Origin of the sequence: Scytonema hankhaensis NUACC26, assembly GCF_045865695.1 — a bacterium.
Classification (GTDB): Bacteria; Cyanobacteriota; Cyanobacteriia; order Cyanobacteriales; family Nostocaceae; genus Scytonema.
Genome location: NZ_BAACAP010000208.1, coordinates 61434 through 80434, shown reverse-complemented (window position 1 = coordinate 80434; position 19001 = coordinate 61434). Strand labels below are relative to the sequence as shown.

Annotated in this window: 17 protein-coding genes; 10 read left to right on the top strand and 7 right to left on the bottom strand. The window is 41.7% G+C overall.

Going from position 1 to position 19001, the window contains the following annotated elements; all coding sequences use genetic code 11:
* The coding region (gene grpE / locus ACKTT2_RS25930) for a nucleotide exchange factor GrpE (protein WP_407891959.1) at positions 1–611 on the bottom strand (611 nt) is incomplete at its 3' end.
* Positions 612–1081: 470 nt separating this feature from the next.
* On the opposite strand from grpE, the gene ACKTT2_RS25925 reads away from it, so the two are divergent.
* The 4 genes from ACKTT2_RS25925 (at position 1082) to ACKTT2_RS25910 (ending at position 6650) form a co-directional block, all read left to right on the top strand.
* Entirely contained in the window at positions 1082–3097 is a 2016-nt protein-coding gene (locus tag ACKTT2_RS25925; RefSeq protein WP_407891957.1) for a GspE/PulE family protein, read from the top strand.
* Between the two features lie 37 nt (positions 3098–3134).
* Entirely contained in the window at positions 3135–4259 is a 1125-nt protein-coding gene (locus ACKTT2_RS25920) for a type IV pilus twitching motility protein PilT (protein WP_407891969.1), read from the top strand.
* 125 nt (positions 4260–4384) lie between these two features.
* Positions 4385–5599: a type II secretion system F family protein gene (locus ACKTT2_RS25915; RefSeq protein WP_407891955.1), complete on the top strand. Its 1215-nt coding sequence runs from the start codon at positions 4385–4387 to the stop codon at positions 5597–5599.
* A 484-nt stretch (positions 5600–6083) separates the two neighbouring features.
* Positions 6084–6650 carry a hypothetical protein gene (locus ACKTT2_RS25910; RefSeq protein ID WP_407891953.1) on the top strand — a complete coding sequence of 189 codons (567 nt, stop codon included), beginning with the start codon at positions 6084–6086 and terminating at the stop codon, positions 6648–6650.
* 403 nt (positions 6651–7053) lie between these two features.
* Here the strand turns inward: ACKTT2_RS25910 and hemJ are convergent, their stop codons facing one another.
* The 4 genes from hemJ to psbQ form a co-directional block, all read right to left on the bottom strand.
* Complete coding sequence (gene hemJ / locus ACKTT2_RS25905; protein WP_407891951.1) at positions 7054–7629, bottom strand: protoporphyrinogen oxidase HemJ; 576 nt, start codon at positions 7627–7629, stop codon at positions 7054–7056.
* 118 nt (positions 7630–7747) lie between these two features.
* Positions 7748–8593, bottom strand: a complete 846-nt coding sequence (locus ACKTT2_RS25900; RefSeq protein WP_407891949.1) for an alpha/beta fold hydrolase — start codon at positions 8591–8593, stop codon at positions 7748–7750.
* Between the two features lie 88 nt (positions 8594–8681).
* A complete protein-coding gene (locus ACKTT2_RS25895; protein ID WP_407891946.1) occupies positions 8682–9821 on the bottom strand; it encodes an NAD(P)/FAD-dependent oxidoreductase in 1140 nt (379 codons plus the stop codon).
* Between the two features lie 55 nt (positions 9822–9876).
* Positions 9877–10344, bottom strand: a complete 468-nt coding sequence (psbQ, locus tag ACKTT2_RS25890) for a photosystem II protein PsbQ (protein WP_407891944.1) — start codon at positions 10342–10344, stop codon at positions 9877–9879.
* A 421-nt stretch (positions 10345–10765) separates the two neighbouring features.
* On the opposite strand from psbQ, the gene ACKTT2_RS25885 reads away from it, so the two are divergent.
* From ACKTT2_RS25885 to ACKTT2_RS25875, 3 genes are all read left to right on the top strand, one after another.
* Entirely contained in the window at positions 10766–11185 is a 420-nt protein-coding gene (locus tag ACKTT2_RS25885) for a Tery_1686 family protein (protein WP_407891942.1), read from the top strand.
* A gap of 369 nt (positions 11186–11554) precedes the next feature.
* The gene (locus ACKTT2_RS25880) at positions 11555–11833 is read left to right on the top strand and encodes a type II toxin-antitoxin system TacA family antitoxin (protein WP_407891940.1); all 279 of its coding nucleotides are present in this window, start codon (positions 11555–11557) and stop codon (positions 11831–11833) included.
* Positions 11826–12344 carry a GNAT family N-acetyltransferase gene (locus tag ACKTT2_RS25875; protein ID WP_407891938.1) on the top strand — a complete coding sequence of 173 codons (519 nt, stop codon included), beginning with the start codon at positions 11826–11828 and terminating at the stop codon, positions 12342–12344. Before ACKTT2_RS25880 ends, ACKTT2_RS25875 begins: the two co-directional genes overlap by 8 nt.
* Positions 12345–12535: 191 nt before the next feature.
* Here ACKTT2_RS25875 and ACKTT2_RS25870 read toward each other — a convergent pair whose 3' ends face one another.
* Positions 12536–13207, bottom strand: coding sequence for a hypothetical protein (locus ACKTT2_RS25870; protein WP_407891936.1), 672 nt, complete (start codon positions 13205–13207; stop codon positions 12536–12538).
* Between the two features lie 239 nt (positions 13208–13446).
* On the opposite strand from ACKTT2_RS25870, the gene ACKTT2_RS25865 reads away from it, so the two are divergent.
* Both ACKTT2_RS25865 and ACKTT2_RS25860 read left to right on the top strand, forming a co-directional pair.
* Positions 13447–14148 (top strand): Uma2 family endonuclease, encoded by a 702-nt coding sequence (locus tag ACKTT2_RS25865; RefSeq protein ID WP_407891934.1) that lies wholly within the window; start codon positions 13447–13449, stop codon positions 14146–14148.
* 207 nt (positions 14149–14355) lie between these two features.
* Positions 14356–14586 carry a type II toxin-antitoxin system TacA family antitoxin gene (locus ACKTT2_RS25860; protein ID WP_407891932.1) on the top strand — a complete coding sequence of 77 codons (231 nt, stop codon included), beginning with the start codon at positions 14356–14358 and terminating at the stop codon, positions 14584–14586.
* A gap of 346 nt (positions 14587–14932) precedes the next feature.
* Here ACKTT2_RS25860 and ACKTT2_RS25855 read toward each other — a convergent pair whose 3' ends face one another.
* Entirely contained in the window at positions 14933–15991 is a 1059-nt protein-coding gene (locus tag ACKTT2_RS25855) for a tellurite resistance TerB family protein (RefSeq protein WP_407891967.1), read from the bottom strand.
* A gap of 449 nt (positions 15992–16440) precedes the next feature.
* On the opposite strand from ACKTT2_RS25855, the gene ppsA reads away from it, so the two are divergent.
* Entirely contained in the window at positions 16441–18942 is a 2502-nt protein-coding gene (gene ppsA, locus ACKTT2_RS25850; RefSeq protein ID WP_407891930.1) for a phosphoenolpyruvate synthase, read from the top strand.
* Positions 18943–19001: the final 59 nt, after the last annotated feature.

The following is a 19001-nucleotide window of genomic DNA, read 5'->3' as shown; positions in this document are numbered from 1 at the left end:
GGATATTCATCCGTAGGTTCCCGCAATACTGCTTCATGTAGGTTGGGATCGAATGGTTGATTTTCAGGACGCATGGGGGAAACGCCTAGACGTTTGAGACAATCAACTAAGAGCTTATAAACACCTTGATAGCTCTTATGAATGGTCATCTCACCATCATTCTGGGGTTTAATTTGCGCTCGCGCCCGTTCAAAATTATCGACAACTGGGAGTAATTCAGTGATTGTATTCCGCTTAAGTTGCTGTTCTAAATCTTCTTTCTCTTTTTGGTTGCGCTTGCGATAATTTTCAAAATCAGCCGCAATTCTCATATACTGAGTGCTGCGCTCTTCTAGCTGTGCTTTGAGAGACTCAATTTGTTGAGTCAGTTCAGTTTCTCTGGCTTTGAATTCATTGCTAGTCGCGTCAGCAGTCGCGGACACATTGCTGTCTTGATTAGCAACCGTTGTTTCCAAGACTACCTCAGTTTGAGCGTCTGGCTGTCCATCGATCTCATTTCCGGCTTCGTTGCCGTTGATTTGAACTGTAGAGTCGGTCATTGTTTGCTGTTCCTCAGTTAGTTCACCTAATTGCTGATTTATATTGTTCTGCTGTTGATTTTCGTCTACCATTGTGTACTTTTTCCAGGCGCAATATTTTACGGTTATCGCTACATTGCAGTGAGCAGTTACCAGTTACCAGTGAGCACCTGACCAGTGAGCACCTGACCAGTGAGCACCTGACCAGTGACCAGTAACCTGTCATCGTAACACTTAACAAGTTACGTAACTTTTTAGCGATCGCTCATCAGTAAGCGGTAATTATTAGCCAGTTACGTATATTTTAAAAGTTCCAAAACTTATATCAGGTAAACCAGAAATTGATTTATGATGTAAATCCCCTATTTTATCAGTATAGGGATTAACTGCTCACTAGTCACTGGTCAGGTGGTCACTGATTACTGGTCACTGGTCAGGTGGTCACTGGTCAGGTGCTCACTGGTCACTGGTCAGGTGCTCACTGATTTTTAAGTGTCAATGTCAATTCTGTCGCCAAGGTTGGGAACACTTTAGCTAGAGGTTTCCGCAACTAACGACATACTATGACATACTCGTCACCACAGAGGCGCAGTACTGCTCTTACAACAAGAGCTGAGTTTTCGCCCTTCGGCAACAAACTCGTGCAATCTGGCTTTGTTGACAGCGAACAAATGAGACAAGCGCTGATAGAAAGCCGCAAGTCAGGCAGACCCCTGACAGAAGTATTGGAAGCAATTTCAGGCAGGCAACTAACACCAGAGTTACTCAGACAGTATAAAAAGCAGCAATTATTTGAACTCAAAATACTATACGGTGTTGAATCTCTCGATCCGGAAGTCAGCCAAGTTGGACAAACAACAGTTGGTCAATTGATTGACACCCTCATTCCAGTGGATATATGTCGTCGCCATCGCTTGGTTCCTCTAACAAAACACGATGACCAAAATCCTCCCTCTGTTTTGATAGCGATGGTAGCTCCTGATAACTTGGAAGCTTCAGATGACTTAAACCGTATCTTGCGCCCGCAAGGGTTGGCATTGCAGCGCATGGTTATTACTCAGGAAGATTACCAACAACTTATTAACCAGTATTTAGATGAACTGGCTGTTCGGCAAAAGCACATAGAACAGGAAAAATTTACAGATATTAATCAAGATTTAGAAAATTTAGAAAATCTTAATATGGAAGATGCACCCGAAGACGGCGAAGCCGATTTGGGTGCGGCAATGAAAGGGGCTGAAGATGCTCCGGTCATTAATTTGGTGAATAGAATTCTTGCTAAAGCTTTACACGAAAAGGTTTCTGATATTCACATTGAACCACAGGAAGAAAACTTACGCATTCGTTTTCGTAAAGATGGCGTGCTGCGTGAAGCTTTTGACCCTCTGCCGAAAAAAATCATTCCTGCTGTAACAGCCCGTTTCAAAATCATTTCCAACCTAGATATTGCCGAACGGCGTTTACCTCAAGACGGACGGATTCGACGAATGTTTGAGGGACGTAAAGTTGACTTCCGTGTTAATACTTTGCCCAGCCGCTATGGGGAAAAGGTAGTACTGCGGATTTTGGATAACTCCTCAACACAACTAGGTCTTAATAAACTGATTACAGATCCCGACACATTAAACATCGTCAAAGAGATGGTTGCTCGTCCCTTTGGTCTAATTCTAGTAACTGGACCAACAGGTTCTGGTAAAACTACAACTTTGTATTCCGCTCTTTCAGAAAAGAATTCTCCAGGCATTAATATCAGTACGGTAGAAGATCCAATTGAGTACAGCTTACCTGGAATCACTCAGGTGCAAGTGATTCGGGAAAAAGGGCTAGACTTTGGGACGGCTTTGCGAGCTTTCTTACGGCAAGACCCTGATGTGTTACTTGTAGGTGAGACACGAGATAAAGAAACAGCAAAAACTGCTATTGAGGCAGCGCTGACAGGTCACTTGGTTCTTACTACCTTACACACAAATGATGCTCCAGGTGCGATCGCTCGTTTGGGAGAAATGGGTATTGAATCTTTCATGGTTTCTAGTTCCCTCATTGGTGTACTGGCACAGCGCTTAGTACGGCGTGTTTGCTCCAGTTGTCGCATTCCTTACACTCCTACTGTAGAAGAACTAGCTCGCTATGGGCTATCAGCCAGCCAAGAAGCAGGTATCACTTTTTACAAAGCAAATACCCTTTCAGCCGAGCAACTTCAAGAAGCTAAAGCCAAAAACCACGTATGTCCGGAATGTAACGGCGTTGGTTATAAAGGACGTTGTGGCGTTTATGAAGTCATGCGAGTTACCGAACGCCTGCAAGCGTTGATTACCGAAGAAGCCCCAACGGAACGCATTAAAGAAGTCGCAGTGGAAGAAGGGATGAAAACGCTGTTAGCTTACAGCTTAGATCTCGTTCGCCAAGGTGCCACCACTTTAGAAGAAGTAGAACGGGTTACATTCACCGATACAGGTTTAGAAGCAGAATTAAAAGCCAAACGTAAGAGCGGTCTTACCTGTAAAACTTGCAACGCTGGATTGCAACCGGAATGGCTTGATTGTCCGTACTGTATGACGCCTAGATTCAGTGACCAGTGACCAGTGACCAGTGACCAGTGACAGAAGGAAAGAAAAAATGGAATTAATGATTGAAGATTTGATGGAGCAATTGATTGAAATGGGCGGTTCAGATATGCACTTATCTGCAGGATTGCCTCCCTATTTTCGTATTAGTGGCAAATTGACTCCTATTGGCGACCAACCAATGACAGTGGATCAGTGCCAAAGATTGATTTTTAGTATGTTGAATAATACTCAACGGAAAACCTTGGAACAAACTTGGGAGTTAGATTGTTCCTATGGTGTTAAAGGATTGGCACGTTTCCGGGTTAACGTTTATAAAGAGCGCGGAGCTTATGCTGCTTGTTTGCGAGCATTAAGTTCTAAGATTCCTAACTTTGAAAAATTGGGTTTACCAGATGTTGTTCGGGAAATGGTAGATAAGCCCAGAGGATTGGTTTTGGTTACAGGTCCTACAGGTTCTGGAAAGACCACAACCTTAGCTGCTTGTATTGACTTAATCAACCGCACTAAGGCAGAACACATTTTGACTGTGGAAGATCCTATTGAATTTGTTTACGAACCTGTTAAAAGTTTAATCCACCAACGACAACTTAATGAGGATACTAAGAGTTTTGCTAATGCTTTGAGAGCCGCACTTCGGGAAGATCCAGATATCGTTCTTGTGGGTGAAATGCGGGACTTAGAAACAATTTCTTTGGCTATTTCTGCCGCAGAAACAGGACACTTAGTCTTTGGAACTCTACATACTAGTTCTGCTGCACAAACAGTCGATAGAATCATCGACGTTTTCCCCCATGAAAGACAGACGCAAGTTCGAGTGCAGTTGTCTAACTCATTAGTAGCAGTATTCAGCCAAACACTAGTTCCAAAGAAAAACCCCAAACCAGGTGAGTATGGTCGGGTCATGGCTCAAGAAATCATGGTGGTAACACCTGCTATTTCTAACTTAATTCGAGAAGGAAAAACTTCCCAAATTTACTCTGCTATCCAAACAGGAGGTAAGTTGGGAATGCAAACTTTGGAAAAAGTTTTAGCTGACTTGTATAAAGCTGGCACTATTTCTTTTGAAGCAGCAATGTCTAAGACTTCTAAACCAGATGAAGTTCAACGTCTCATTGGTCCTGGTGCGCCACCTCCACCCGCCCCAGGTGCTAAACCAGCTGCTAAAGCACATTAATTGTTAATTGTTAGTGGTTGGTAGGGGCGCAATGCCTTGCGCCCGTACAGTTGTTAGTAGATAACCACTAACTACTAACTACTAACTACTAACCACTAACCACTAACCACTATCATTGTAATACTATGCCAACATTTGTTGCTCGTGTTAAAGATTCGCAAGGAAAAGCGAAAACAGAAAAAGTTGTAGCGGATTCTTTGGCTGATGCCCGTACTTCTTTAAGACAAAAGGGTTATGTTATTCAAGATTTAAAAAAACAAGCTCAAGGTTTTGATGTAAAAGAACTTTCTACAAAGTTTGCTAGCGTTTCTGTTAAAGATAAAGCTGTTTTTTCACGTCAACTTGCTGCATTGGTTAATGCAGGTGTGGCAATTGTTAGAAGTTTAGGAGTTTTATCCGAACAATGTACTAATCCTAAACTCAAACAAGCTCTCGTAGGTATCAGTTCTGAAGTCCAAAATGGTGTAAACCTTTCAGATGCAATGCGTAAGTATCCGGATTGCTTTGATGGTTTATATGTCAGTATGATTCAAGCTGGTGAAGTCGGTGGTGTTTTGGATGAAGTTTTGAATCGTCTGGCTAAGTTGCTAGAAGATGTAGCACGATTACAAAACCAAATTAAATCGGCAATGGCTTATCCTGTTGCTGTCACCTTCATCGCAGTTAGTATCTTTGTAGGGATGACTGTTTTTCTAATTCCTATTTTTGCTAAGATTTTTGAAGAGTTAGGAACAACGTTACCGCCTCTCACTCAATTCATGATGTTTTGTAGTGAAACCTTCCGAAGCTGGAGGATGATAATTGTTATTGGTGTTATTGTAGGTTTTCAGATCGCCTATAAACAGTACTACAAAACTAGAGTTGGTCGCGAAACAATTGACCGTCTATCACTGAAAATGCCTTTGCTTGGCGATTTAATTCAAAAATCTTCTGTTGCTCGCTTTAGCCGAACTTTTGGTGCTTTGACTCGTTCTGGCGTACCAATTCTGACATCTTTAGAAATTGTGCGAGATACATCGGGTAATCAAGTTGTTGCTAATGCTATTGATGCAGCAAAAATGGAAATTCAACAGGGAGGTATGATTAGTATCGCTTTGCAAAAAGAGAAAGTTTTTCCTCTTATGGCAATTCAAATGATTAGTATTGGCGAGGAAACTGGTGAATTGGATGGGATGTTGATGAAAATTGCCGATTTTTATGAAGATGAAGTTGAGCAGGCAGTCAAAGCATTAACGAGTATTTTAGAACCTATTATGATTGTGGTTTTAGGCGGTATGGTAGGTACTATTCTGATGTCTATGTATCTACCTCTGTTTGCAGTCTTCGAGAAGTTAGGCTAAATGAGGAGAAAGATTGAATTATGATATTTTAAATCGCCAAGATATATCGCGTAGGTTGGGTTGAGGAACGAAACCCAACATTGAATCAAATTGTTAGGTTGAGGAACGAAACCCAACATTGAATCAAATTGTTAGGTTGAGCAACAAAATCCAACATTGAATCAAATTGTTAGGCTGAGCAGTAAAATCCAATATTGAATCGAATTGTTAGAGGATGTTTGAAAAGTCCCGATCGATGTATCAAATATTTTTTACCCCACCCTAACCCTCCCCTATGTATTGGGAAGGGAACCGGATTTTTTTTGTTTCCCCCCAATACATCGGAGGAATTAAGGGGGTAATGATGCGATTAAAATCATAGCTAACCACTTTTCAAACAACCTCTTAGTTGAGCAACAAAATCCAATATTGAACCCTTATTGTTGGGTTTCGTTCCTCAACCCAACCTACGATGTTTTAATGTTTACTTTATAAATCATCTTTTATGTCGGTACAAAAATCACATTATGAAGCGTGTTTAGCAGAGTATAGCAATATTGAGTCTGCGATCGCACTCCTAAAACAACATCGTCCCTACCTAGAAATGATTCCAAGTTTGCGACGTCCGGATGAAAGCACGATCGCAATTCCGTTACCTGTTGCCCATCTTCGTAGCGAAGCCACAACAGCCGAAGCAATTCGCCTCCCCTGTGATGTAGCCATTTTAATGTGCGATCCTGAATGGAAAATAAAAACCGGACCTGAAATCTTGATTTTTATTCATCGTCCCCACGAAGATTTTTCTGATTTATTGGGACGTTGGCGACAAACACAGGTTTATTTGGATAAAGACTATGAATGGCTTATGCCTGCCCGTTACAAACATATTTTAAGTGAAGGTACAAATACCATATATCCATTGTTTGTTTTATTCCCTGAAACATCAGAACGGATTCAAAGAGGTTTTGTAGGCGCTCATCTTCCTTTTGTTACGATTTCTACACCAGAATTATTGTTTGAGGAAAATATGCTGGGAAACTTATCTTCAGATGGCTTATCTGCTGAAGCTTAAACTAGGCAGGCTACTCCCTTCGATGCCATTCAATTACCATTACACGTAGGGTGGGCACTGCCCACCAATAACGAACGGTGGGCAGTGCCCACCCTACTACCGCGTCTACCTTAAAATGGTGGGTTGAGACAGCACCCTGTGCTATTGTGATTGTCATGTGACTAGAGTGAAAGCAAAGGAATATTTTCAGCCAAGACATCCTTAACGATTAGACCAATGACGAAGAATGTCTAGCCTTGGGTAACTTTGGGTAGGTCTTTTATATACGGCTTCTTGCATCAGTTGTTCAATCGACATCATAGAATTCTATAAAATATACTATTGCGTACAGTTTAACAATATCTGGGCATATTTCTCTTTGAGTCAAATTCCCGACTTTTCACAAAGTCGGGAATTTAGCATCTTAAGTTTGCTGCTGTACTACTGGTTCTGTTTGCTTTTCCTTATCCAAACGACGCTTTCTTGCATACAACTGGATAGTTACTGCCATCAAAATCACAAGACCAACAACAACCCAAGCGGTAATATCAGTAGGGAGATTATTCTTGAACACTGCTAACAGGACAATCACCACTAACATGACTGTCGGTGCTTCATTCAACGCCCGCAATTGCTTGCTACTCCATTTGCATTCATCCTTTGCCAACTGTTTCATTAGGCGCTTGCAGTAATGATGGTATCCCAACAACAAAACAACAAATCCTAATTTGAAGTGCAACCAACCTTGCTTAAGAACTTCTGGTTCGGTTGTTAATAAACCAATTGCCATTGCTACCGTCAAGAACATTCCTGGATTAGTAATAATGTTGTAGAGGCGCTTTTCCATGATTTGATACTGATTTTTTAGTATCGTCCGTGCGGGTTCCGGTTCTTCGTTAGCTTCTACATGATAAATAAAAAGACGGACTAAGTAGAACAAACCAGCAAACCAAACCACGATTCCAACAATGTGAAAAGCCTTAAACCAAGAATAAGCCATGAATTTTTATCTCCGTTAAATGTCATTGGTCATTTGTCATTGGTCATTTGTCATTTGTTATTGGTGATTCCTCCTTGTCACCCAATCCCCAATCCCCTAATCGCCAATCCCCTATCCCCTATCCCTTAACTCGCACAAAGGGCAAAAGGTCTTGAAGAATAGGTTCTGAATGGTGTTCTTGGGGATAGTGTCCTCCACCATTTAGTTTAATTAATTCGCCATGAGGTAGTGTATTTACAAAATTTTGTGCTAAGTCTATGGGTAACCAAGGATCGGTCGTACCCCATTGAACTAAGATGGGCTGCTGCCATTGTTGAAAACCTGTTTCAATTTCTGTCATTGCTGTATTTAACTGCAAATTACGAATCGTTGCTAAAAGGCTTCTTCCAGAAGCGGAACTTTTCAAATAAGGTTTGCGGTAAACGTCTAAATCGCTATCTTTGATGACGTACCGACTTCCACCTTCTAGAGTGCGATCGACAAGTAAAGGGTCTTGAGTCATCATCTCACCTGCCAATGGCAATCCCATTTGTTGAATTTTCCAAGGTAATTTTGCTTGGTTGGAAACTGGTGCATTTAATATAGCTATATTGGCTATTTGTTCTGGATGCCGCAAAGCATATTGTAGTCCAACGGAACCTAAAAATCCTTGTAAAACAAGGGAAAATTTTTCAATTTCTATGGCTTTGATAAATGCTTCTAATGCATTAATAAAAGTATCGGGCGTGTAAGCAAAATCTCTTTTCTCTGGTTTTGCTGAAAAACCAAAACCAATCCAATCTGGTGCAATGGATTTGGTTCCTTGTTGTGCTAAAGCTGGCATTATATTGCGCCAACTATAACTTTGTGACACTAACCCGTGTAATAATAATACGGGTAGTAAATCAGTTCTACCTATTGGTACAGATTCACGATAAAACCACTCTAAAGATCCTGCTTGAATTTTATTTTCTGTTATTGTCATCGCGATATTAAATGCTTCGCGCAAAGGCGCAAATTTAATTAAAAAGTATGAAAATTGTACCAAAATAAAGAGGAGTTTACTTCATAATTCATAATTCATAATTTATAGTTTTCTCAATCATTTCACGAATCGCGCAAGCAGTTGCTGGTGCTAGTAAAACACCGTTACGGTAGTGACCTGTTGCTAAAAGGACGCGATCGCCCTTTGGACGGCTCCCTCCTGGAGCATCGCATCCGGGTAACTGACCGACAACTGGTGCGGGGCGTCCTTCGGGGCGCGGACGCAATCCCGACCACATACGGGTCACTGTGGCTGATGCTAGTTCGGGACAAAATGCGATCGCTTGTTGTCTGACAGATTCCAACAGTTCTTCATTGGCTAGTATCTGTTGACTATCCGTAGGAAATTCCACAGTTGCGCCTATCCAGTAATTTCCACCACCTACGGGAACGATATGAACATCATGTCCGGTAATCACTGGTTGAAAGTTTGGATTTCCCAAAGAAGATTCCAAGCGTACTTGTAGAGCTTGTCCTAGAACTGGGCGGATATCGATCGCTTGCTCTAATTGTGCCAGTAAAGGAGATGAACCTAGCCCTGCTGCTATGACTAACCAATCGCAAAGAAATTTTCCTTCTGTTGTCTTCATGTGATAGCCACTCTTGTCACTACCTCCATCAAAGGATTCTATACCCAAAACATCAACACCGAATTTAAAAATCACACCGCGATCGCGTGCGGCATCTACCAAAGCCAAAGTCAGTGCTGTAGGATCGATTTGGCGATCGCGAGGAGAATACACAGCGCTGGTAACTTTGTCATTATTCACTTGAGGACACAACTTCTTGAGTTTTGCCGCATCCCAAATTTCTAGAGGGAAACCTTGAGCGTGGCGAATTTCTTGCAACTTTTCCCACTCAGCTGTGTTATCTCCTAACAAGCAAAGGCTAAGAATCCCTTGACGATTAAAAGCAATTTGACGACCTGTAATAGCTTCTAATTCTGGAACGAGAGTTTCATAACGATCGAGGCTTATTTGACGCATTCGCCAAGCATTACCTTTAACCTTTTGGCTGATGATACCCATCAAAACACCTAATGCTGCTCCTGTAGAGGCTCGAGCAGGTGGTTGGCGGTCAACAACAGTAATGTTTAGCCCTTTAACTTGGCTGAGTTCATCAGCAATTGCCGCCCCAACCACACCACAACCGACAATCAATACTTTCATCTCGTTAATGTAGGGAAGGGGAAAGAGGAGAATTCCCCTCTCCACCTTATCACTTCTAAATTGCCTCAGCCTGAGTACTCGGTTGAGGAACCAGTTTGAGGAAGTTTTCGAGATCGCTAAATGCGGCTTGAGAGTTAATGACAGCTTGTTGATAATTTGCCACCTCAGCAGCTTGGTCTACTTTAATTAAGTGGTCTAACAAACTTTTCACTTTCTCGCGAGCCGATTTTTGATCTTGCGGTAGCAGATTGGATGTGATGTAATTCATCGACAACCGTGCTTCTGCCATTGGACCGTGGATAAAATTCCTGACTTTTACCCACTGTTTGGTTTGGATCAGCCTTTGTAGTTCAGCCGCACGTTCGCTAACAGCCTGAACTTCAGGAACATATTCTTGAATTTTCTCTACCTGAGCTTGGGTGTAAGTTGGAGGTGGTGTTGCGACTGAAGGACCGCCACAACTAACCAGGAATGTTGTCAACAATACGAGAACCAGTGACAGAATTGAGCGATAACGCGCCATAACCTAAAGTTGTATTTTGCCTGTTTTTGCCAACTATCAGTGTCATTTTATATCGCCATGGTATCTTCGAGGTGCTTATCAATAGTGGATTTTGTTGAAAATCCATCAACAGTCCTTCACAATCTCTACCAAAAGGACAGTTTTTGATTTTCTCTTGAAAAAATTAAGTACAATTGCTTAATATGAAGACTAAATTCAAAAATATTAAACCAGTCATTCACAGGAAAATCCAACCACGAGGGAATGAAAATGTCTCTTCCCATTCCCCAATCGCCAGTCCCCATTTTGTCAGGAAAATCTCATAGAAAGTTGCTCAAACAAAGAAATTCTTGATAATCTGTAACATTAATACAAAAAGCTTTATTAGTGGTTATCTGTCTTCACATTCCTGTAGGAGTCAAAGCAACAGAGGAGCTAATTCGTGAATGCAGCTGAGATGGCAACAAACCTTGAATTCGCCAGCAAAATTGCTACAATCGTCAACCTATTCAAATTTGAGTTTCCAGACGCTAGATCTGACCTCAAACCCTGGCAAAACGATCCCCAAACCAGGGAATTAATAGACCCAGATTCCATAGACATTGGTTTTCATTTTCCAGGTCTTAGTAAATCCTGGCAAAGCCGCAGTATCCTGATTCAAATACGGTTTTATCATGACCCGATCGGCAATTCACATCGTGCCATAGGGCTAGAAGTATCGGGATTCAACCATCTTGGCGAACAATGGCGACTTTCTACAGTAGAAAATTGGAGTTTTATTGGTGTCTCTGAACCTACTCCAGAAATCGGTGACAAGCTAAAACTTTTTTGTCGCCAAGTCTTGGAAATTTTTAACGGTTAGTTGTTAGAGGGTGGGCAGTGCCCACCGTTTGCTGTTGTGCGGCATAGCCCTACCTACGCCTATAGGTAATCGAATGGCGGTTCGGGAGTAGTTGTTAGTTGTTAGGGGATGTCCAAGAAATAAATTATCCATCTTGTGGGACCCAGAGCAGCGCCCCTATCTCAAGCGCGGAGACGCACTCGCGTTCGGGGTTTGCCAGTCGCTGTGAGTTCGGGCTAACCCTCCGGAGAGCGCTGCTCTCCGCACCACAAGAGAAAGTTGTATATTTTTTTATTTGGAAGTCCCTTACTAAGTAATACTTTATTTGCTCTTGTCAGGACAATGTGTGTATGATATTTTGAAATTATTATTAGAGATAATCAAAAAAATATGAGTAATTTAAGCGAACCAAGAACAGAGCGGATAGATATCCGCACTAGCTATAAAGTCAAAAGGCTTCTACAACAGGCGGCTGCAGCGAGCAACAAAAATGTTAGCGAATTTTTACTAGAGCATGGTTTGATCGCGGCACAGGAAACATTGACAGACCGCCGTCTTTTTGTACTAGATGATGAGCAGTGGCGAGCTTTTCAAGCTGCTCTAGATTCTCCACCACAAGAAAAGCCACGTCTTGCTCGTTTGTTAACGGAGCCAAGTATCTTTGAATAATTCATTACCATCAGATAAACCTTATATTGAGAAGCTGTCGGCTAAGCACGATGTTAAAAGTTTTAACTGTGGAAAGCCGACTTTAAATAAATTTCTGACAGATTACGCTTTACAAAATCAAAACTCTGATAGTTCTACGACTTATGTGGCTATCTTACATGGTGCTGTAATTGGTTATTACAGTTTAACTGTCGCATCTGTTGCTCATGAAAATGCTCCTAGTCGAATTGTAAAAGGACTACCCGGATACCCAATTCCAGTAGCACTTTTAGCACGTTTAGCAGTTGATACGGAGCGACAGAAAATGGGTGTTGGCAAAGGTTTATTAAAAGATTGCTTAAAACGTGTTAATGCAGCTGCCGATCTTCTCGGAATTCGTGCATTATTAGTTCATGCGAAAGATGATGAAGCACGAAAATGGTATGAGCAATTTGATTTTGAAAGTAGTCCAACTGATGAATTGCATTTGTTTTTAATGTTGAAAGATATTCGGAAAAAATTGAATCATTAAAATTTCTTGTGGTGCAGGCTTCTAGCCGAAACACGAACTTTCGCAATGAATACATCTTTGCCCTAGCTAAGAGGTTCTTCCTTTTTGGGGGAAGCGATCGCTGCTGGAATCATAAAAATGTCCCATCCAGAAAATAGATTAAAAACTCAAATTCAGATTATAACTTCTTTCGTATTATTTGATTGCAAAAGCTAAGCCAGAGCAAAAACGACCTGCTGAAATTTCTCTGCTAGCAACAATACCGCATCTTCAATGACAAAACGTCGCGGTTTGCCATTCTGTTCGCTAAGTCGTTCTACAACCAACCCTGCTTCTTCGGAGATTCTGGGGGGCTGGTATTCTCTCCCACGACCTGCATATCTCCATGGCGTTGGCTCTTTCTTCGGTTGCTTCTCCTTATATTTCTTGGTTTCAACTTGAATATCTTTCTTTGATACCTCTTCGTTACAAGCTTTCTCCAGCATTGCCTTGATAACTTCAACTGGTGTTCGACCTGTGGCTAATTTGTAGAGTGCTGGCATTGAGAGGTTGCGATTAATTTTATCGAGTTGTTTGGTGGTGAAGCTTCCAAGTATGGGTGCTAGCTTCAGCAAGTGGTTAGCAATGCTAGCTGACCATCCTAAAGCATTGGCTAAAGCTTCTTCATATTGTTTGGGCTTAAGTTTTTCTTTGAGAAACAGCAATAACTGCCCTACTTTAGCGGCTCCTAGTAATATGCAGGGGTTTGTGCTGCTAATCTCGGCACAGACTTCTTTTATCAAGTCTTTACTTGATTTCGCTAGCTTACGGATGAGATATTGAACTTCAAGAGCAACTGTTTCTGAAAAATTCGCAGCAGGAGCTGCTTCCGGCGCTTTAGTCATGTTAAGATCGCTCCAGAATATTATTTTTTTATTTTTTTAGAGGAAGTGCTCTTGGGCAACATGAGCGCTTCCTCATTTGCTCAATTATACAACATTCCGGAAAATTTTCATAGAAGATTTTTTCTGTGAGTTTAGATTTTGCTAGAGAAAAATAGTACTCTTACAGGCGCTACGGCTGTACTCCCGTAGGTAGTTGGCTTATCGCAAAAGCAATTTAAGATTCCGCATCACGAGGTTTTATGACAGCATCGGTAGAACAAGGTCTCAACAAAAGTATACGCATCCCACCCTTAGAAAACGGAGATAGACTGAACCTCGATGAATTTGAACGTCGATATACTGCAATGCCACATATTAAGAAAGCAGAACTCATAGAAGGAATTGTGTATATGGCATCTCCAGTGCGATCGCGAAGTCATGGCAAACCGCATGGAAGATTGATGACTTGGTTAGGAGTTTACGAAGCGGCTACTGGCGGTGTCGATCTTAACGACAACACAACGGTTCGGTTAGATGGAAAGAACGAACCGCAGCCAGATGCTTTACTACGCTATGAGTATGGAGGAAGTTCATCTATAAGTGAAGATGATTATATAGAAGGCGCACCAGAATTAGTCGTAGAAGTTGCAGCTAGCAGTGCAGCAAACGATCTACACGATAAAAAGGAAGCATACTGTCGCAATGGTGTTCAAGAGTACATTGTCTGGCAGGTTTTGAATGAGAAACTGGACTGGTTCATCTTGGAAAACGGCGAGTATGTGTCAATGGAAGCCGCAGATGGTGTCATCAAAAGTCATGTTTTTCCAGGTTTATGGTTAGATATTCGTGCATTATTAGCAGGTGACATGGTAACAGTTTTAGCAATACTGGAAAAAGGTTTGAATTCACAACAACACGCGGATTTTTTGCAACGATTGTCGCAGCTTAAGCAGGAACAATGAAATTATGTAGGTTGGGTTGAGGAACGAAACCCAACATTTACGGGTATTTGTTGAGTAGCCTGCACGAGCTAATTTTGAACGAATTTGGATAGCTGAGGATTCGTTAGACCAACGAGTATCGGCAGTAAAAGAAGTGTTACATAATGTCTTAGTTGAAAACTGATTTACAGCTGTGGACACTTAATTGGCTCTTGCATATTGAAGAATATGTTTAAGCCATGGGTTATTAACATACTTCCTGAATATACCCCCGCTCAACGAAAAATTCCCTTTACAGTTGAACAATTTTCGCTCGCGGCACAGGAAACATTGACAGATCGCCGTCTTTTTGTACTAGATGATGAGCAGTGGCGAGCTTTTCAAGCTGCTCTAGATTCTCCACCACAAGAAAAGCCACGTCTTGCTCGTTTGTTAACGGAGCCAAGTATCTTTGAATAATTCATTACCATCAGATAAACCTTATATTGAGAAGCTGTCGGCTAAGCACGATATTAAAGGGTCACACCAGCAAGACCCGAACAATTTTTTGCAGAAGTAGGGTTGCGAGTAAAAGAATCCATGAGTGAGGAAGAAAAGTCTAGTCTCTTTGCGCCCCCCACTCTTAGTGATATTGAAAAAGCTATTGAAATCGCTACGACAAAGTATCAAGTAAAATTTGTTCTCTAGGTTTACCTATGCCGATCGCTTACAGTCAAAGATAAGTGGTCGATCGCACCTAGAGCATTTCCAGACGGAGCCTGGAAACGAGGGAAAGCCCTAGTTCCCAGTCCCCAGTCCCTAATCACTATGTAAATTCGATTGTGTCAACGAAATTTAGAAGACTTTCTTCGATTCTTACAGATTCGTCTTCAATGGAACCTGGGGTTTCTCCATCAAAGAAGCTACGCTGGCTGCTGACGATATATAAGAAATGACCACTGATAAATCCTAAAAGTCCTCGATAAGCATCCAATCGGCTAGCGGTTCCGTTATTTCCTGTCTTAGGCAGATTTGAACCTTCAGGCATATCGACGAGCACGAAGTAAGCCCCATCCAAGGCGTCCTCTATATACTTGGTATGTTTTACTTGCGCCTCTGGTAAGTTAACCACAATTCCTTGCGGTACGTATTGTTCTAGGAGAAGCGATCGCAAAAATTCTTCGTGTCCTACAGATGCTAGTTCCTTTTTTTGCTGTGGTGTCAAGCGGAAATAATCAATTCTTAACAAAGTCCCAAAATCATCAGAAAAGCTGACTAACCCTTCTTGAGCTTGGACTCTACCACCTCGTTGAGTATCTACCGGAATTGGTACTACAAAATTTTTTGTAGGAGATTCATACATTTGTAGTTCGGATTCCTCAAACCCTGGTTCATCGTCTAGAAATTCATCATCATCATCTTCTAATTCTTCCTCTGCAAAGGCGGCGAGAACTTCAGCTTTGACTTCTGTAGCTTCATCATCTTCAATTCCCAACGCTTCTTGTAACTTTTTGAGCAAGTTCATTTTTCCTTTCGGAATAATCATTTCTTCCTCATCGACAAGAAGGCTAACCCCTGCAGCATAAGCATCTAGTGCAAAGTCTTCTGAGAGAGAACTCTTAGCGGCGTTAAATAATGCTCCTACACCATCTTCTTCTGCAATAGCCATAAGTTTATCTAGAAGATCTAACATTTGATCGTCTGAATATTCTTCAAAAACTTCCAGAAATTCCCAGAGTATATCGGCTATGTAATCTGGGTCTACCTCGTCTAAGCTAGAATCAGCCGCTGAGGTGACGACTCCAATCGCTGCTACCGCTTCTTGTGCGGTTAGTTTCTCCTTGGTTGTTTTGGTGGAGTTAAAGATTTTGTCGTACTTGCCCATAACTGCTCCCTCCGTAAAAGCTGTTGGTGCGATCGAAACTAGAGTGTCAATGGGTAGTTTACCAAGGGAGCGAGTCAACTCGTTCTAGATCTTGCGTAAAACTTTGTTTTTCCTACAGGTCATACCAATTGTTTGCAACAGATCTAGGCGTAGGGGCGCAAGGTCGCCGCGCCCTTACAAGAACTATGTGTCACACTCTTTTTTCAAAATTCTACAAACCCTACAGAAAGCAGTTAATAAAAACTTTATTTATAAAAATTAATATAAACATTTTATACAGTAGCGATCGCTACTAATTTTTCCGAAATTGTTTTCTATGCCAGTGTAGCTAAATAAATGAGGTTGAAATCTAAAAAACATACAAACACTTACATAGAGTAGCGATCTATAATACATATAGGAAGGCGATCGATAACTATCAGGGATCAATCTTAAAGAGGTAATTTTAGATGGAAACAGCAACAAAAAAGACTTCATCGCACGCATCATCAAACGAGCGATCGCTCATCCTCTGGTTTGATGAGGTTGGTATTACTGATATACCAATTGTTGGTGGTAAAAATGCATCACTAGGTGAGATGATTCAACAACTTACACCAAAAGGTGTAAATGTACCTATTGGATTTGCTACAACGGCTTATGCTTATCGGTATTTTATTCAATCAGCTGGGTTAGAAGAAAAACTACGAGAACTCTTTTCCGACTTAGATGTCGAAGATGTCAAAAACTTGCGGGAACGAGGGAAAAAAGCACGAGCATTACTACTCCATACGCCATTCCCTACACCGCTACGAGAAGCCATTGTCGAAGCTTACGAAGCTCTCTGCAAACGATATAATCCAGATACAGATGTAGCAGTGCGTTCTAGTGCCACAGCTGAAGACCTTCCTGATGCTAGTTTCGCAGGACAACAAGAAACTTACCTCAACGTCACAGGAGTCGAGAGTGTCTTAGCAGCATGCCATAAATGCTTTGCATCCTTATTCACAGACAGAGCTATTTCTTACCGACATATTAAAAAGTTCGATCATTTTAGCGTTGCTCTTGCGGTTGGTATACAAAAGATGGTGCGTTCCGACCTCGCATGCTCTGGCGTTATGTTCTCAATTGAAACCGAAACAGGCTTCAAAAATTCTGCATTGATTACAGCAGCATACGGTTTGGGAGAAAACGTAGTGCAAGGTTCTGTCAACCCAGACGAGTACTATGTTTTTAAACCAACTCTACGAGAAGGATACAAGCCAATTATTGATAAAAGATTGGGCAGCAAAGAATTAAAAATGGTTTACGATGATGGCACAAAATTTACCAAAAATGTCTTAGTGCCTCAAACAGAAAGAAATAAATATGCTTTAACAGATGAGGAAATCTTACAACTAGCTCATTGGGCTTGTTTAATAGAAGATCATTATTCTCAAGTTCATAATACATACACCCCGATGGATATCGAGTGGGCAAAAGATGGCATCACTCAGGAATTATTCATCGTCCAAGCCCGCCCGGAAACAGTTCAATCACAAAAGACACAAAATGTTTTAAGGACGTATCGTTTATCGGGGATTGGAAACTGGGGACTCGGGACTGGGGAAAAGTTAGCCCAATCGCCAATCGCCAATCACCAAGCTCCAATTCCCATACTTACAGGACGTGCTATTGGAGAAGCAATCAGTCAAGGAAAAGCGCACCTAATTACAGATTTACACAAACTTGAAGATTTCCAAGCAGGAGAAGTTTTAGTCACAGATAGAACCGATCCCGATTGGGAACCAATTATGAAAAGAGCAAGTGCGATTATCACCAACCAGGGGGGGAGGACTTGCCATGCAGCGATCATTGCACGAGAATTAGGCGTCCCTGCAATTGTGGGATGTGGCAATGCTACGGGAATTTTGAAAAACGGTCAAGAAATTACTGTTTCTTGTGCGGAAGGAGAAGAAGGAAGAGTTTATGAGGGATTATTACCTTTTGAAGTGCAGGAAGTACCCTTAGAGAATTTGCCTCGCACTCGCACTCAGATACTGATGAATGTGGGTAATCCCCAGGAAGCATTTAGTCTGTCTGCAATTCCCAATGATGGAGTCGGTTTGGCAAGAACAGAATTTATTATTGCTAACCACATCCAAACTCATCCAATGGCTTTAATTCATTACGACGAGCTAGATGATGAATTTGTTAAAGATAAAGTGGCGACTATAACCGTACTTTATGATGAGAAACCGCAATATTTTGTCGATAGACTCGCCCAAGGTATAGGTAGAATTGCTGCTGCTTTTTATCCCAAACCAGTTATAGTACGGATGTCAGATTTTAAGAGTAATGAATACGCTAACTTGTTAGGTGGTAGACAATTTGAACCAGAAGAAGAAAACCCAATGCTTGGATGGCGGGGTGCAGCACGTTACTATGATGATGGCTACAAAGAAGCTTTTGCTTTAGAGTGCCAAGCTATGAAACGAGTTCGGGATGAAATGGGATTAACAAATGTCATTCCTATGATCCCCTTCTGTCGCACTCCGAGTGAGGGGCGTCTGGTGTTGGAAGAAATGGCAAAAAATGGTTTAAAGCAGGGTGTCAACGATTTGCAAGTTTATGTCATGTGCGAGTTACCCAATAATGTCATTCTGGCTGAGGAGTTTGCACAAGTTTTTGATGGGTTTTCTATAGGTTCCAATGACTTGACTCAACTAACGCTAGGCTTAGATAGGGATTCGGCTTTGGTATCGCGGTTATTCGATGAACGCGGTGAAGGAGTCAAGCAAATGATTAGGTTTGCGATCGTCGCCGCTAAAAAGTACAATCGAAAAATCGGCATTTGCGGTCAAGCACCGAGTGATTACCCAGAATTTGCTCAATTTCTCGTGGAACAGGGAATTGATTCGATTAGCCTCAATCCCGATTCCGTGTTAAAAACTATGTTGGAAGTCGCTAAAGTAGAAAACAGTGACCAGTGACCAGTGACCAGTGACCAGTGACCGGTGACCGGTGACCGGTGACCGGTGGCTAGTGACTA

Excerpts from the sequence above, each read along its gene's own strand:
- ACKTT2_RS25925 (WP_407891957.1), top strand. The coding sequence starts at position 1,082 with ATGACATACTCGTCACCACAGAGGCGCAGTACTGCTCTTACAACAAGA.
- ACKTT2_RS25920 (WP_407891969.1), top strand. The coding sequence starts at position 3,135 with ATGGAATTAATGATTGAAGATTTGATGGAGCAATTGATTGAAATGGGC.
- ACKTT2_RS25915 (WP_407891955.1), top strand. The coding sequence starts at position 4,385 with ATGCCAACATTTGTTGCTCGTGTTAAAGATTCGCAAGGAAAAGCGAAA.
- ACKTT2_RS25910 (WP_407891953.1), top strand. The coding sequence starts at position 6,084 with ATGTCGGTACAAAAATCACATTATGAAGCGTGTTTAGCAGAGTATAGC.
- hemJ (WP_407891951.1), bottom strand. The coding sequence starts at position 7,629 with ATGGCTTATTCTTGGTTTAAGGCTTTTCACATTGTTGGAATCGTGGTT.
- ACKTT2_RS25900 (WP_407891949.1), bottom strand. The coding sequence starts at position 8,593 with ATGACAATAACAGAAAATAAAATTCAAGCAGGATCTTTAGAGTGGTTT.
- ACKTT2_RS25895 (WP_407891946.1), bottom strand. The coding sequence starts at position 9,821 with ATGAAAGTATTGATTGTCGGTTGTGGTGTGGTTGGGGCGGCAATTGCT.
- psbQ (WP_407891944.1), bottom strand. The coding sequence starts at position 10,344 with ATGGCGCGTTATCGCTCAATTCTGTCACTGGTTCTCGTATTGTTGACA.
- ACKTT2_RS25880 (WP_407891940.1), top strand. The coding sequence starts at position 11,555 with ATGAGTAATTTAAGCGAACCAAGAACAGAGCGGATAGATATCCGCACT.
- ACKTT2_RS25870 (WP_407891936.1), bottom strand. The coding sequence starts at position 13,207 with ATGACTAAAGCGCCGGAAGCAGCTCCTGCTGCGAATTTTTCAGAAACA.
- ACKTT2_RS25865 (WP_407891934.1), top strand. The coding sequence starts at position 13,447 with ATGACAGCATCGGTAGAACAAGGTCTCAACAAAAGTATACGCATCCCA.
- ACKTT2_RS25860 (WP_407891932.1), top strand. The coding sequence starts at position 14,356 with ATGTTTAAGCCATGGGTTATTAACATACTTCCTGAATATACCCCCGCT.
- ACKTT2_RS25855 (WP_407891967.1), bottom strand. The coding sequence starts at position 15,991 with ATGGGCAAGTACGACAAAATCTTTAACTCCACCAAAACAACCAAGGAG.
- ppsA (WP_407891930.1), top strand. The coding sequence starts at position 16,441 with ATGGAAACAGCAACAAAAAAGACTTCATCGCACGCATCATCAAACGAG.